This is a genomic window from uncultured Senegalimassilia sp. (assembly GCF_902464545.1).
In the GTDB taxonomy this organism is placed as follows: Bacteria; Actinomycetota; Coriobacteriia; order Coriobacteriales; family Eggerthellaceae; genus Senegalimassilia.
Window position 1 is genome coordinate 41930 of the sequence record NZ_CABQJR010000004.1, and the last position, 13557, is coordinate 55486.

Annotated in this window: 15 protein-coding genes and 1 pseudogene; all 16 read left to right on the forward strand. The window is 63.6% G+C overall.

Annotation, left to right across the window (positions count from 1 at the left end; translation table 11 throughout):
• The first annotated feature begins 98 nt into the window (after positions 1-98).
• The 16 genes and pseudogenes from RDW26_RS02020 (at position 99) to RDW26_RS02095 (ending at position 13361) form a co-directional block, all read left to right on the forward strand.
• Positions 99-383, forward strand: a complete 285-nt coding sequence (locus tag RDW26_RS02020; RefSeq protein WP_307982309.1) for a hypothetical protein — start codon at positions 99-101, stop codon at positions 381-383.
• Positions 373-2928 carry a hypothetical protein gene (locus RDW26_RS02025; protein ID WP_307982310.1) on the forward strand — a complete coding sequence of 852 codons (2556 nt, stop codon included), beginning with the start codon at positions 373-375 and terminating at the stop codon, positions 2926-2928. Before RDW26_RS02020 ends, RDW26_RS02025 begins: the two co-directional genes overlap by 11 nt.
• Before the next feature lie 3 nt (positions 2929-2931).
• A complete protein-coding gene (locus RDW26_RS02030) occupies positions 2932-5241 on the forward strand; it encodes a fibronectin type III domain-containing protein (protein ID WP_307982311.1) in 2310 nt (769 codons plus the stop codon).
• Positions 5234-6319 carry a hypothetical protein gene (locus RDW26_RS02035; RefSeq protein WP_307982312.1) on the forward strand — a complete coding sequence of 362 codons (1086 nt, stop codon included), beginning with the start codon at positions 5234-5236 and terminating at the stop codon, positions 6317-6319. Before RDW26_RS02030 ends, RDW26_RS02035 begins: the two co-directional genes overlap by 8 nt.
• Positions 6309-6566, forward strand: coding sequence for a hypothetical protein (locus tag RDW26_RS02040; RefSeq protein WP_307982313.1), 258 nt, complete (start codon positions 6309-6311; stop codon positions 6564-6566). The genes RDW26_RS02035 and RDW26_RS02040 overlap by 11 nt, the downstream gene beginning before the upstream one ends.
• 10 nt (positions 6567-6576) lie before the next feature.
• Positions 6577-7302: a hypothetical protein gene (locus tag RDW26_RS02045; protein WP_307982314.1), complete on the forward strand. Its 726-nt coding sequence runs from the start codon at positions 6577-6579 to the stop codon at positions 7300-7302.
• Positions 7303-7314: 12 nt separating this feature from the next.
• Complete coding sequence (locus tag RDW26_RS02050; RefSeq protein WP_307982315.1) at positions 7315-8232, forward strand: DUF6273 domain-containing protein; 918 nt, start codon at positions 7315-7317, stop codon at positions 8230-8232.
• Between the two features lie 106 nt (positions 8233-8338).
• Positions 8339-8809 carry a hypothetical protein gene (locus RDW26_RS02055; RefSeq protein ID WP_307982316.1) on the forward strand — a complete coding sequence of 157 codons (471 nt, stop codon included), beginning with the start codon at positions 8339-8341 and terminating at the stop codon, positions 8807-8809.
• A 34-nt stretch (positions 8810-8843) separates the two neighbouring features.
• A pseudogene (locus RDW26_RS02060) lies at positions 8844-8981 on the forward strand (DUF6273 domain-containing protein); the annotation flags it as partial.
• A gap of 192 nt (positions 8982-9173) precedes the next feature.
• Positions 9174-10403, forward strand: coding sequence for an RNA-directed DNA polymerase (locus RDW26_RS02065; protein ID WP_307982317.1), 1230 nt, complete (start codon positions 9174-9176; stop codon positions 10401-10403).
• A 118-nt stretch (positions 10404-10521) separates the two neighbouring features.
• On the forward strand, positions 10522-10848 hold the full coding sequence (locus RDW26_RS02070) for a hypothetical protein (RefSeq protein ID WP_035136723.1): 327 nt from the start codon (positions 10522-10524) through the stop codon (positions 10846-10848).
• Positions 10848-11015, forward strand: coding sequence for an XkdX family protein (locus tag RDW26_RS02075; RefSeq protein ID WP_294418228.1), 168 nt, complete (start codon positions 10848-10850; stop codon positions 11013-11015). Before RDW26_RS02070 ends, RDW26_RS02075 begins: the two co-directional genes overlap by 1 nt.
• A 1-nt stretch (position 11016) precedes the next feature.
• Positions 11017-11358, forward strand: coding sequence for a hypothetical protein (locus RDW26_RS02080; RefSeq protein WP_294418226.1), 342 nt, complete (start codon positions 11017-11019; stop codon positions 11356-11358).
• 11 nt (positions 11359-11369) lie between these two features.
• A complete protein-coding gene (locus RDW26_RS02085) occupies positions 11370-11678 on the forward strand; it encodes a hypothetical protein (RefSeq protein WP_294418223.1) in 309 nt (102 codons plus the stop codon).
• A 2-nt stretch (positions 11679-11680) separates the two neighbouring features.
• The gene (locus RDW26_RS02090) at positions 11681-12331 is read left to right on the forward strand and encodes a C39 family peptidase (protein WP_307982318.1); all 651 of its coding nucleotides are present in this window, start codon (positions 11681-11683) and stop codon (positions 12329-12331) included.
• Between the two features lies 1 nt (position 12332).
• The gene (locus RDW26_RS02095; protein ID WP_307982319.1) at positions 12333-13361 is read left to right on the forward strand and encodes a GH25 family lysozyme; all 1029 of its coding nucleotides are present in this window, start codon (positions 12333-12335) and stop codon (positions 13359-13361) included.
• Positions 13362-13557 lie beyond the last annotated feature (196 nt).

Consider the following 13557-nt stretch of genomic DNA (forward strand, 5'->3'; position numbering starts at 1 on the left):
GCGACCTCGAGAACAGGCGCGGCGAAGCGATAGCAGACTTCCAGCAGTTCTACGGCATAGCCCTGCCATTGGATGGAGCGCCCGAAGACCTCGATCGGATGGCGCTCCTCTGGCAGCACCTCCCCGACAACTCGCGCCTCGCCAAGGCGCAGTACCCGCAACTCAGGTGGAGCACGGCCGACTACATGCTCTGGCGTATCGAGCACCAGCTTCGGTGCATCGCCTGGGGCATGGCCGACAAGAAGGACAGGAGCACGGAGCCTCCCGAGCCAATCAAGACGCCGGCGCAGCTCGCAGAGCTTGAGCGTCACCGCGCGAACGCGCTGGAAGCCAAGGAAGAGATAGACAAGATCCTGGGGATAGGAGGGGAAGATGGCGACTAGTGTCGGGTCGGCCTATGTGTCCTTGATGCCGTCGATGGACGGCTTCGCGAGCAAGATCGGCAAGGAGTTCGGCAGCCAGGGCAACGCCGCAGGCAAGGCCTTCGGCGACTCCATGACCGTCGGCATCGACGGCGGGGCCAAGAAGTCCTCGGGCATCCTGACCGGGCTTGGAACCGTAGCCAAGGGCGTCGCCACTGCGGCGCTAGCCGGGTTCGCAGCGCTCACCGGGGCCGTGACCGCGATTGGCGGCGCGGCCCTTTCCGCATATGCCGACTACGAGCAGCTGGTGGGCGGCGTCGACACCCTGTTCGGCTCCGCGTCGCAGACGCTGCAAGGTTATGCCGCAGAGGCGTACAAGACCTGCGGGATGTCCGCCAACCAGTACATGACGCAGGCCACGAGCTTCGCGGCTTCGCTCGTCTCGTCGTGCAGCGGAGACGTGGCCAAGGCGGCTGACTACGCCAACATGGCGATGGGCGACATGTCGGACAACGTGAACAAGATGGGTTCCGACATGGCGGACGTGCAGAACGCCTACCAAGGCTTTGCGAAGCAGAACTACACGATGTTGGACAATTTGAAACTCGGCTACGGCGGCACGCAGGCCGAGATGAAGCGCCTGATCGCAGACGCCAACAAGCTGCGCCAGGAGCAGGGCAAGAACGCCGACCTCACGATCGACAGCTATGCCGATGTGGTCGAGGCCATCCATACCGTGCAGGAGAACATGGGCATCACCGGCACCACCGCCAAGGAGGCCGCTACCACGATCAGCGGCTCCATCGGCATGGCGAAGGCCGCGTGGGAGAACTTCGTCACCGGACTCGGGCGCGACGACGTTGACTTCTCGCAGCTCACGCAGCAGCTGCTTGAGTCGATCGGCGCGGTAGCCACGAACGTGGCCCCTAGAGTTGCGCAGATCGGCAAGGGAATCGTCGAGGCGTTCCCGGTTGTGCTGTCTGGCCTTGGCCCAGTCCTTGGCCCAGTGATCTCGGAAGCGCTTGCGACCGCTTGGAACATCGCCGTAGGGGCCTTGGCTGAGCTTGGCATACAGCTGCCGACAGTCGACGCTTCCCAGATAACGGGGGCGTTCCAGGCGATTGCCGACGCTGCGGCATCCGTCGTAGGCACGTGCAAGTCCGCTTTCGGGAAGCTTGGCGAGCAGATACCGGGCATCTGGGACACCATCGTCTCGACTATTAGCGGAGCCGTGACGACGATCATCTCGGCGGTGTCGCCGCTCGTGACGTACTTCGCATCGCAGATGCTGCCCGCCATCGCGTCATTCGCATCTGGCGCAGTCGGCGCGTTCAGCGCTGTGCGGCCTGTTATAGAGCAGCTTGGCTCGACACTGCTGAACGTCGGCCAGGCCATCCTGCCCGTGCTGCACAACGCCTTCGCGATGATCGTCCCGATCATTTCGCAGGTCATCGGCGTCGCCATGCAGCTTTTCGCTGCGGTAAGCCCGCTCGTGTCGCAGGTAGGCGCTGCGCTCATGCCGGCAATCACGTCTATCGGCACGGCGCTCGCAAACCTCGCCAACGCCGTGCTGCCGATATTGGCTAGCGGCATGCAGATAGTTCTCTCCGTGGTTCAGATGCTCATACCGGTAATCCAGACCGTGCTGTCTGTAGTTGGTTCAATCGTGTCTGTCGTGATAACGGTGGCAAGCCAGGTGATCTCGGTCGTGGTAAACGCCGCATCCGTCGTAGCCTCGGTCATTGGCCTCGTCATGTCGGTCGTGAGCGGCCTCGTGACTGCTGTTACCACGTTCATCGGCTCGATCGTATCCGTTGTCGGCGGCGGGATAGCTACCGTGGTCGCCGCCGTCTCAGGCGGCGTGAGCGCGGTGGTGTCGTTCATAGGCTCGATGGTGTCTTCTGCACTCGCGTTTGTATCAGGCCTCGTGTCCTCGATTGCCGGGTACTTCTCGACCATGGTGTCGACGACGGCGAACGCGGCGCAGCAGGTGTACGCGGCAGTGACGGGTGCCTTCTCGGCGCTTGTCGGCGCTGTGTCTGGCCATATCGGGAGCCTCATGAACACCATTTCCAGCATCCCCAGCCAGGTAATGGGCTTCTTCACAGGCGCTGGGTCGTGGCTCGTCGATTCCGGTCGCGCGTTGATCAACGGCTTCACGCAGGGCATCCAGAACGCAATCGGCGGCGCCCTCTCCGCCGTGTCCGGCGCCGTCTCGCAGATCCGCTCGTTCTTCCCGTTCTCGCCCGCAAAGCGCGGCCCATTCAGCGGCCACGGCTATACAACCTACTCGGGCAAGGCGCTCATGGAGGGATGGGCCGAGGGCATCGGCAGCGGCACTGGGGCGGTCAGCTCCGCCATCACGTCGGCGCTAGCCTCCGCAAGCTCGCTTATCGGCTCGGGCATCACGGTCGCTCCGTCGGTTGCCGTTGCCGGGGCAGGCGCTGCCGGCACGACCTACAACGTCACGGTCAACGGGGAAAGCTTAAACGCAGACCAGCGGATCATGCAGGCGGTTGACGTTCTGGTCTCCGCAGCCAAGCGGTCCGCAGGGTCGGGAAGGTAGCCAATGGGAACCTATACAAGGGAGATTCAGATCGCGGGGCGCAACCGCTGGTATTGCGGCTATATCTCCGTTGACGGCGTGAGCACGGTCAACGACACCACCTCGCGCATAACAATCACCGCCGCGCTCGACGACAAGTATGCGGCACAGTACGGCACGCACTACGACGTGATCGTGAACGGCATCACCTACAGGTCGCGCGACGTGCTGCTCAACAACTACGGGAATTGGGCCACGCGCGACGCCGTGACCTTCACCGTGGACGTCGGGCGCGGGGCCAGCGGCTGGAACTGCTCCGTGCAGATCCACGTCTACGGCAAGACATACAACAACTACTACGGCAGCGCCGGCGGAGACGCCTGGGCAACAGAGTACGCTTGGATTCCCCAGCGCGGATACTCGCAACCGCATCCTCCCAAGAACCCGAAGCTGGCCCGCGTTTCCGACACATCCCACAAGATTGCGTGGGACGTCGACTACACGGGCATGGACGGCGCGTACCCCTGGGCTGGCGTGTACGTAGACCGCCGCACCGACGACGGCTCATGGGTGAACATCGCCGACGTCTCGTGGGACGTGACCAACTACACCGACAACTCGACGACCGCAGGCCACAAGTACGAGTACCGCCTTTGCGCCCACGGCCCTGGCGGCAACTCCACACACGTCTCGTGCGGAACCACGTACACAACTCCGTCGGCACCTTCGCACATCGATGCCGTCAAGGCCGGCGCGTCCGAGGTGACGCTGCGCGTCTACGGGGCGTGGTGGTACGCCAGCGCATGGGATGTTCAGCGATCAGGCGACGACGGGAAGACGTGGGCGGCGGTCTCGACCACCACCGAGGGCGAAGACCCCGCATGGGTAGACCTGCACGACACCTCCGCGCCTGCCGGCACGATCGTCTACCGCGTCAGGGCCAAGCGCGGTAGCCTAACGTCTTCGTGGGTCGAATCGAATTCCGTGACCACGATCACGCCGCCTCTCGCACCGAAGGTCACCGCCGACCATGTTGTGCCAACGGGGTCGGCGGCATCCGTCTCGTGGGTGCCCAACCACCCCGACGGCTCGGCGCAGTTCGCCGCGCAGCTTGAGCTCGTCGGCAGCGAGACGATAACGAAGTCGTACACGACCGAGAAAAGCGCATCGGTCACACTCACGAAGGGAAGTTGGAAAGCCCGCGTTCGCACGAAGGGACTGCACGCCGATTGGGGCGCTTGGTCTGGCTATGCGGCGATAACGGTCGCCGACTACCCGCAGTGCTGGGTCGCCTCCCCCGCTACCGACGGCATGCTTGTCGATGCGGTGCCGCTCACGGTGCAAGTCGCCGCAACCGACGAAACTGGCATCGCGCAGGCGACGCTCACGCTCGCAGAGGTCGGCGGCGCGACGGTCGCCACGGCAGACGTCACGAACCTGAAGCCCGTGAGTTTCGGCAGCTACGCCACCATACGCAACGGCATCGACTATCTGCTCACGCTCACGGTCAAGGGCGGCTCCGGCCTGTCCAAGACGGCCATGCGCCGCTTCAAGACGCACTGGGCGGAACCGGCCATCCCAGACGTGTCACTGTCGTACGACGATGCGCTGGCGTGCCACGTGAAGGTGCGTAACGGCCTCTCGTCATACGAGATCGAGCAGACCACGCTCGTAGGCCCCATGACGGCCGACGAGGTGAGCAATGAGCTTTCCATGCTAGGCACGATCACAGTCGATGGTGACGCGCTGGTGCTCGGCAACGCCTCCCGCTGCTCCGCCTTCACGGTGGAGCGCGTGGCGTACGGCGGCGATGCCGTCATAGCATCCGGCGTGCTCGACTCTCAAGAGACGATTGACCGCGTGCCGCCGCTAAACACCGACTACGAGTACAAGGTCACTGGGTACGCCGACAACGGCACCTCGTCGCAGACCGTGACCGATGCCAACGTGTTCGCGCACGGGATGGCGCTTAACTTCGGCCAGGATGCATCGACCGTGCTCGTGCTCGACTACAACGGCGACTACTCGACAAGCTCTCAGCGATCCGTGGAGACATACCACTTCGCCGATGGCGGCGAGAACGGCGACCTGCCCATTTCGTACATGCTCGACGAGCTGAACAAAAAGACCTCGCTCTCATGGGAGATGAAGCGCGACGGCCACGACAGGTACATACGGATTATGGACGAGCAGTGGAGGGGATGGTGGCGCGGACATGCGGGCGAACGCGCATACGGCCCCATGGACTTCGACATGTCTGTGAAGGGTGCAGGCATCTGGAAGGGTTCGGCCAACGTCACGCACAACGTCTTCGAGGAGCCGATAAATGGCTGATTGGGGAAAACCGTTCCTCACCTCGTTCCGCTTCATGCGCGTAGACCGCGCAAGCGGCAACGAGGTCGAGAGAATCACGAACATAAAGAACGGCGGGTGCATTGAGCGCAACCAGGACAAGGACTACACCACAGGGCAGGTCGATTACTCCGGGGCGCTCGATATCGGGGCAGACCTGCTGCGGGTGTACCTCGATGCCGACTTCGGTGGCGCGTCAGCCAGTGAGGCGCTGGGGACTTTCGTTGTCTCAGCGCCGAAAAGGACTAGGCGCGGCGTCAACTCAACCGGCACGGCAGGCCTGTCGGGCAGGCTGTCGGAGGTGGCGGAGGACGAATTCGATGCCCCATTCACGGTGGCGGCTGGAACCGTGGTTGTCCCCTACGTCGTAAAGCTGCTCAAGGCGGCTGGCTTCGCTGACGTGATCGCCGACGGCTCCGACTACAAGCTAGCGCAGGATTGGACGCTCGGAATCGATTCGGGTGACATGAGGCTGTCGAAGCGCCTGGCGGCGTGCAACGCGCTGCTCGACGTGGCGGGCTTCCGCGCCGTCGACGAGGACGCCTACGGAAGGCCCGTACTTCGCAAATATAGGGAGCCGCAGGACAGGCCCGTTTCCATGACCCTTCGAGAGGGCGCGGGCGCACGCTTCATCAACGAAGTCGTGGACGAGCTTGACCGCTCTGGCGTGGCGAACGTCGTGCACTGCGACTACGAGACGCAGGATGCCTTCTACCGTGGAACGGCCATCGACTCAGACCCCGACAGCCCATACTCGACCGTTTCGCGCGGGTGGCGAAAAACCGCCACGTACAGCTACAGCGACCTGCCCGAAGGCTCCACCGATGCAGAGAGGCAGAAGAACGCAGACTCCAAGGCGAGCGAGATGCTGCGAACGCAGCAGAGCGCCATCCACAGGGTCACGGTAAAGAGGACGTACGCGCCTATCGCGTGCGGCGATGCCGTGATGGTTGATTGGGCAAGCGCCGGCATCAGCGGCAAGTTCGCGGTGAGGACTGCGACTCTCACGCTCGTGGGAGGATGCCCAATCGAGATGGAGGTGAAGAGGTATGAGCGATGAACTCATGTTGGCCATGCGCCGATACGGCGCCGCGATGGCCGATGCGACCGCCAACGATCCTCCCGGCCAGCAGGCGTGCTACGGAACGGTGAATTCCGTATCCGGAGCCACCATGGCCGTATCGGTGAAGGGGGCATCCCTGAAGCTCCCGTACACCACCTCATGCTCGGGAGCCAAGGCAGGCGACCGATGCATCATCCAGGCAATCGGCCCGCACGCCATCGTGATCGGCGTGCTAGCTAAGTAAAGGAGGTGCGATGGCAGATACCAATAAAGGCGCGGCGCTGCTGCTCAACGATGCGGGCAACATCGACCGCGCCAGAACCACCGACGGCTCGATCTTCCGCATCGAGTCGACGCTATCGATGGAGGCCGCCGAAGAGGCCAAGACGGCAGCGGCGAACTGCAACACCGCGGCTGAAAGCGCCGAAGCGGCAGAGAAGACGCGTGTGTCCAACGAGAACGCTCGGAAAACGGCTGAGACCGAGCGCGGCAACAACGAGACAACCCGCAAGAACAACGAGACGTCGCGCAAGAACGCCGAGGCAACACGTCAAGACAACGAAACTGCGCGAAAGAATGCCGAAACCACCCGCCAGAACAACGAGACGAGCCGATCGAACGCCGAGATCGAACGCAAAAAGGCCGAAAGCCAGCGCCATGACGAGCATATCGCCGACCAACAGGCATCGAGCAACGCGACCTCGGCGGCGAACGGCGCGGCATCGCGTGCTGACGCGGCGGCAAACCAGGCGTTGCAGATCGCCAACTCCGTGGCGCAAGGCAGCGCAGGAAGCTCGGACGTCGCGGAGCTGCGTGCCCAGAACGCGAAGCTCGCAACGCTTTTGGCGAACTCGACGGGTCAGTTCATATACATGGGCGGAACAGTCTACTGCCCGGCTTCAAAGGCATCGGCGAGCGGGACGACCGTAACGTTCGGCTCAACATGCTCCGCAAGCGGCAACACCATCACATTGATTTAAGAAGGAAACGAAATGGCTCAAGCTAAGATCCTCACAGTGGGCGGCACCAACTACGAGATGATAGACGACACCGCCCGCACCAACGCCACCACGGCGCTCAACAACGCCGAGTACAACCGACAGGGCCTGATCGGAAAGTACCCGGGCCAGTCGCTCGCAACGCTTCTCGCGGGCGAGGTCTCAGGCTCCGCCACCATCTACGACGCGCTGCACAAGCGCGTGCAGGCCGCGAACTTCAGCGGCATGCGCGTGGGCGACTACATCGACGTGCCGCTCGTGAGCGCATCGGCCATCACGGGCCAGCAGTCCGTGCGCTTCCTGCTTGCGCACTTCGACCCGTACTACCAGTGCGGCGACAGCGCCAAGGGCCACCACATCGCGTTCATCGCGTCCGCGCCCGTCGCCGTGGCCAAGACCGTCACCGGCGTGGCCAACGACAGCTACCTGATGTGGAACACCGCGAACACCAACCAGGGCACCGCAGACGTGAAGAACCCGTACCTGAACAGCAACCTCAAGGCGTGGGAGAAGCTGTTCGAGGCGTGCCTGCCCGAGGGGCTGACCAAGTACCTGCTCACCCAGCGCGTGCTCCTGGAGGAGCGTTACAGCGCCAGCGGTGCGCTTACCGACTCCAACAACTGGAGCTGGCAGGACATCGGCAAGGTGTGGTCGCCCTCCGAAATGGAGGTGTACGGCTGCCCGGTGTGGGGTACCAAGGGCTACAGCGTGGGCTTCGACTGCCAGTTCGACCTGTTCCGCGATACCGCGCACCGCTTGAACGAAACTCGGTGCGGTTGGTGGCTGCGTTCCGTCATGGGTGGCTCCTCGTCCAACGTGTGCTGCGTCTTCGACAGCGGCGATGCCGGCTACTATTACCGTTCGGCGACGTACACCTGGGTTCGCCCCCGCCCCGGCTTCCTCGTCGGCTAGCCAGCCGAGTGCTCTATACTTTGACTTATGATGCGACCGCCTTGCGCGGTCGCATCCCTGCCCGCGCAGCGGGCCGTTTTTTTCGCCACTATTTCCGGGAGGTGCCATGAGCGGCGTCTACCAGCGAAACCGAACCGTTTCCGAGTACAAGTTCTTCACGCAGGCCATCGCCATCCGCGTCGAGGTCAACAAGCTGATGGCCTCGTCCTCCGTGGTTCCGAAGGCCTACCGTCTGCTGAACGCGGTGCCGACCGTGGAGACGGCGCGCAGCATCGTGTACAACGTCAACCGCGCCGACTGCTTCTACCCCAACACCTCGTTCAACGCGCTAGAGCGCAAGCGTTACCTGACGCTTGCCATAGCAGACTGCGAGCAGCTGATGCTGGACATGCAGTGCCTCATGGATATAGGCCTGCCCGTGAACGCCAACCGCTTCGAGGCGCTGGCCAACATGGTCGATGAGGAGATCAAGCTGCTCAAGGGCGCGCGCAAGAACGTACGCGTCACCGGCAAGAAGACGACCGACGAGCGCATAGCCGAGACCGAGGCCGAGCTAGAGCGCCTGCGTTCGTTATAATGGGCGGCGGTCACGCCTTGTATATCGGTACAATTGGTGGCTGCGTTCCGTCATGGGTGGCTCCTCGTCCAACGTGTGCTACGTCAACAACAACGGCAATGCCAACTACAATTCGGCGACGAACACCTGGGTTCGCCCCCGCCCCGGATTCCCTTACTGCCAGACCGAGTAGGCCAGCGGGCCGAAAGCAGAGCGCGGAGAGGAAGGAAGGCGCGACCATCGGGCGCGAGCCCGTAAATACGCACCCCGCGAGGGTGGCCGGACGCTGCTTGCATGGCGCGGCGCTCCGTGGCTTCGCCGCGTTTCATGGCCATACCTCAAGCGGCTGTCAGAGCCACATTGCAAGCCGTGCGGGGTGCCTTCTATGAACTCGGAGCAAAGGCGGGCCGCACGCCGGAAGCGCCGCGAGGAGAAGCGCGCCAGGGCCAAGGCCGAGCGCGTCAAGGCGTGCACCCTTGAGACGGTGGCCGACCTCAACAGCCTGTGCAAGGCTTCCAAGCAGGCCGCGCGTGGCGTCATGTGGAAGGCCTCGACGCAGCGGTACATGAAGGACTACCTGCGAAACGCCGTGAAATCGCGCCAAGACCTTTTGGAGGGCCGCGACATATGCCGGGGCTTCATCCGCTTCGACCTGTGGGAGCGCGGCAAGCTGCGCCACATCAGTGCAGTGCACTTCCCCGAGCGCGTGGTGCAGAAGTCGCTGTCCCAGAACGCCCTCGTGCCCGCGATAGTCCCCACGCTCGTATCCGCGAACTCCGCCAACATCAAGGGGCGCGGCACCGACTACGCCCTTAAGCTGCTCAAGCGCCACCTGGCCGACCACTGGCGGCGGCATGGGCGCGAGGGCTACATACTGCTGGGCGACTTCTCCGACTACTTCGCGCGCATTGCCCACGAGCCGGTCAAGCGGCAGGTGGCCGACGCGCTGCTCGACCCGCGCGTGGTCGCCCTTGAGCACCGCCTGATAGACGCGCAGGGCGAGGTCGGCCTGGGCCTGGGCAGCGAGCCAAACCAGATATGCGCGGTGGCGCACCCCAACCGCATCGACCACTACGTGGCCGAGATGCTGCGCCCCGAGGCCTACGGGCGCTACATGGACGACTTCTACCTGATCCACGAGTCCAAGGAGTACCTGCAAGTGTGCCTTCTGCTGATAGAGCACGAGTGCGCGAAGCTCGGCATCGCGCTGAACCCGCGCAAGACCCGCGTGGTGAAGCTGACGCGCGGCTTCACGTGGCTGAAGAAGCGCATCTTCTACACCGAAACGGGACGCATCGTCGTGAAGCCGTGCCGCGACTCCATCACGCGCGAGCGACGCAAGCTGAAGAAGATGGCCCGCATGGTGGCCGAGGGGGTCATGACGCCCGAGCAGGTGCAGCAGAGCTACCAGAGCTGGCGCGGCGGCATGGCTCACTTGGACGCGCACCGCAGCGTGCTGGCCATGGACGCGCTGTACCGCAGCCTGTTCGAAAATCTCGCGGGGGGGGTTGCTCAATGCAACCAAGCCCGAGAGACGATTCGGGCGGAACGCCCTCGCCATAGCGGAAGGGCGGCAACTCAAAACGGCGGCCTAGACGGGTCGAAAACGAAATAACCAAGACAGCGAAGGCGTGCTGCGGCGCGCCTTCTTTCTTCGCGCCCGCCCAAACGGCCAGGCAATCTCACGGCGCTAATACGATGGCGGCACATTCCCCGATAAGGAAGGAGTCCGCATGGACACTGAGGAAGACATGCCGCGCCCCGACGAGCTTCGAGACGGCACCCTGGCCGAGGTCAACGCCCTGCGCGACCTGCTGTCGCAGATCGGCGACCCCGACGCGGCGCACGACGCGGGCGTTATCGACGATGACGAGTACGTGGAGCGGAAGGCGCGAAAGCTCGCCTACACCTCCGCGCTCGCCGCCTACGCCAACGGCGAGGTGCCCGACCTCCCGGCGCTGCTCGAACAGATGCGCGAGCAGGCGTCCCAGCCGACGCAGACCGAGACCAACACGGCGAACATCGACTACCTGCTCATGACCGTGGGAGGTGACCAGTAATGGCTACGAAGAAAACCGTTGAGCATTCCAAGCACTTCGCGAAGGTCAAGAAGTACTACGACAAAGACCTTTGGAGCAAGGCGCGCGTCTACAAGGCTGTCGAGTGCAAATGGATCACCGCCGACGAGTACAAGGAAATCACCGGCGAAGAGTACACGGGGGCTTAGCGTGAACGACCTCGTGTACACCGTGGCGGTCACCGCCATCGTGTCTGGCCTCGTCGGCTCCGTGGTATCCGCCTTGGTGGCGGCACTCAAATCGCAAGGACGCAAGGCTGTCGAGCGCACCGAGGCGGAAAAGGCGACGGACGAGGCCTTGAGGATGGGGGTGCGTGCGCTGCTTTGGCGCGAGCTGAAGAACATCCATGAGCAGGCAGTCCGTCAAGGCGGCTTGACGGTCGCAGACCGCAAACACCTCGAAAACGTCTACGCCGCCTACCACGGGCTGGGCGGCAACGGCACCGGAACGCGCCTCTACGAAGACGCCATGAAGATGCCCGTAATCGACTAAAGGAGCAGACCATGACCACGATCCAGGCGGCTCTCGCCGTTATCTCTTCCGTAATCCTTCCGTTCATCATCCAGGCGATCAAGTCCGAGGCCATGGGCGGCAACGCCGCGCGTTGGCTCGCCATCGCCGCTTCGGCGCTCTTCGGCGCCCTAACCGCAATGGCCAACGGAATCCCGACCGACCCCGGCGCGTGGGTCACCGCGATCTTCGCCTGCGTCGGCGGCGTGCAGGTGGCATATGCGGCCTTCAAGGCGGTCGGCGTGACCGACAAGTGGCTCGACGCACTGCTTGCCATGGGCGCTCCGAAGAAGGACGACTAGGAATGGGCGGCAAGCGCCTCGCACGCATCGCCGCCACCGTCTCGCTGCTGGCCCTGCTCGCCGCCTTCGCCGACGTGGCGCTTATAGCCTCTAACGTGCCGAAGGTGCCGAGGGAGGAGCCTTTGCCCGTCATCTATGACAAGCCGCTCGACAAGCCCGCCGAGGTGCCCGTCTACCTCCAAGCAGACGAGCGCTGGGGCGGGCTTTCGTATGCGGGCGAAGACCTGGCCGCTGCCGGCTGCGGCCTCACGTGCGCGGCCATGGCGTGGGAATGGCTCTACGGCCAGACGTGCACGCCGGCACAAATGCTGGGATTCGTTGGCGAATCGTGCCTCACGGACGGCGTGAACGACATGGAAAAGTTCTGCCGTTGGATGAACGCGAACGACCAGGCTTTGGGCTACACGCCTATCCACGACAACGCCGACGACGCCTTGGACGAGGCGGCTGGCGGATGGATGGTGTTTTGCAGCCTAACTGGCCAGCTCCGCGACGGCGGCAAGAGCTACGGCGGCCACATCGTCCTGCTCTACGGGTGGGACGGCGAGACGGCGACCTTCCACGACCCCTACGAGGGCGTGGTGCGGCTGAGCCGCGAACGGTACGAACAAGTTGATTGGGCTTATTTCATAGCGATAGGGAGCGCTGAATAGAATGAACGGAATCGACATCAGCAATTGGCAGAACGGCATCAACCTCGCGGCTGTCCCGTTCGACTTCGTTATCTGCAAGGCTACCGAGGGCACGCGCTACGTGTCGCCAGACTGCGACCGCCAGATTCAGCAGGCGATCGGCCTTGGCAAGCTCGTGGGCGTGTACCACTATGTCAACGGCGGCGATGCCGAGGCGGAGGCCGAGTACTTCTACGAGCACTGCAAGGGCTACGTCGGCAAGGCCGCGTTCTTCATCGACTGGGAGGATCAGGGCAACAAGGCATGGGGTGACACGTCCTACCTCAAGGCCATGGCCGAGCGCCTGGCCGAGCTTCTTGGCGTGAGCGTGGATCGCATCGGCATCTACGCCAGCAAGAGCGTGTTCCCGTGGAACCTCACCGACGCCAAGACGTGGGTGGCGCAGTACGCCGACATGAACGCCACGGGCTACCAGGACGCGCCTTGGAACGAGGGCGCTTACGATTGCGCCATCCGCCAGTACTCCTCATGCGGGCGCTTGGACGGCTGGGCGGGCAACCTCGACATCAACAAGTGCTATATCTCCCGCGCGGAGTGGGAGGCCATGGCTGGCGGCTCCAACGGCGATCCCGACTCGCTTATCCACGGCATCGACGAGACGCCAACGGCAGACCTCGCGGCGAAAGTGCTCGCTGGCGAGCTCGGAGACGGCGACGACCGCAAGCACGCGCTTGGCGACCGCTACCAGGAGGTGCAGTCGCTCGTGAACCACATCCTCACGGCATCCGCCGAAGATCTGGCCGCTGAGACATGGGCGGGCGATTACGGCAACGGCAGCCGCCGCAAGGCCGTGCTGGGGCCGCGCTACGACGAGGTCATGGCGGTAATCAACGGCCAGACCGAGACCGAGCAGGTGTACGTGGTGCAGAGCGGTGACACGCTTTCAGCTATCGCCGCCAAGTACGGCACGACCTATCAGGATCTCGCCGCCAAGAACGGCATCTCAAACCCGAACCTGATTTATCCCGGCATGCGCCTGGTTGTTTCCTAGGCCGCTCGTGGTATCCTAACGAAAACGATTGTGCCGACTGCGCATACCTCGGTTCGAGGAGATGCGCAAACGGTGCACCATTCCGGTTTTCCTCGAACCCGCCAGGTACCAAGCCTGGCGGGTTCGTCGTTTCTCGCGTCGTGGTTCAGCGTCGCCGGCATGTCTTCACCCGACGCGCTCACTTACCAGACGAAGG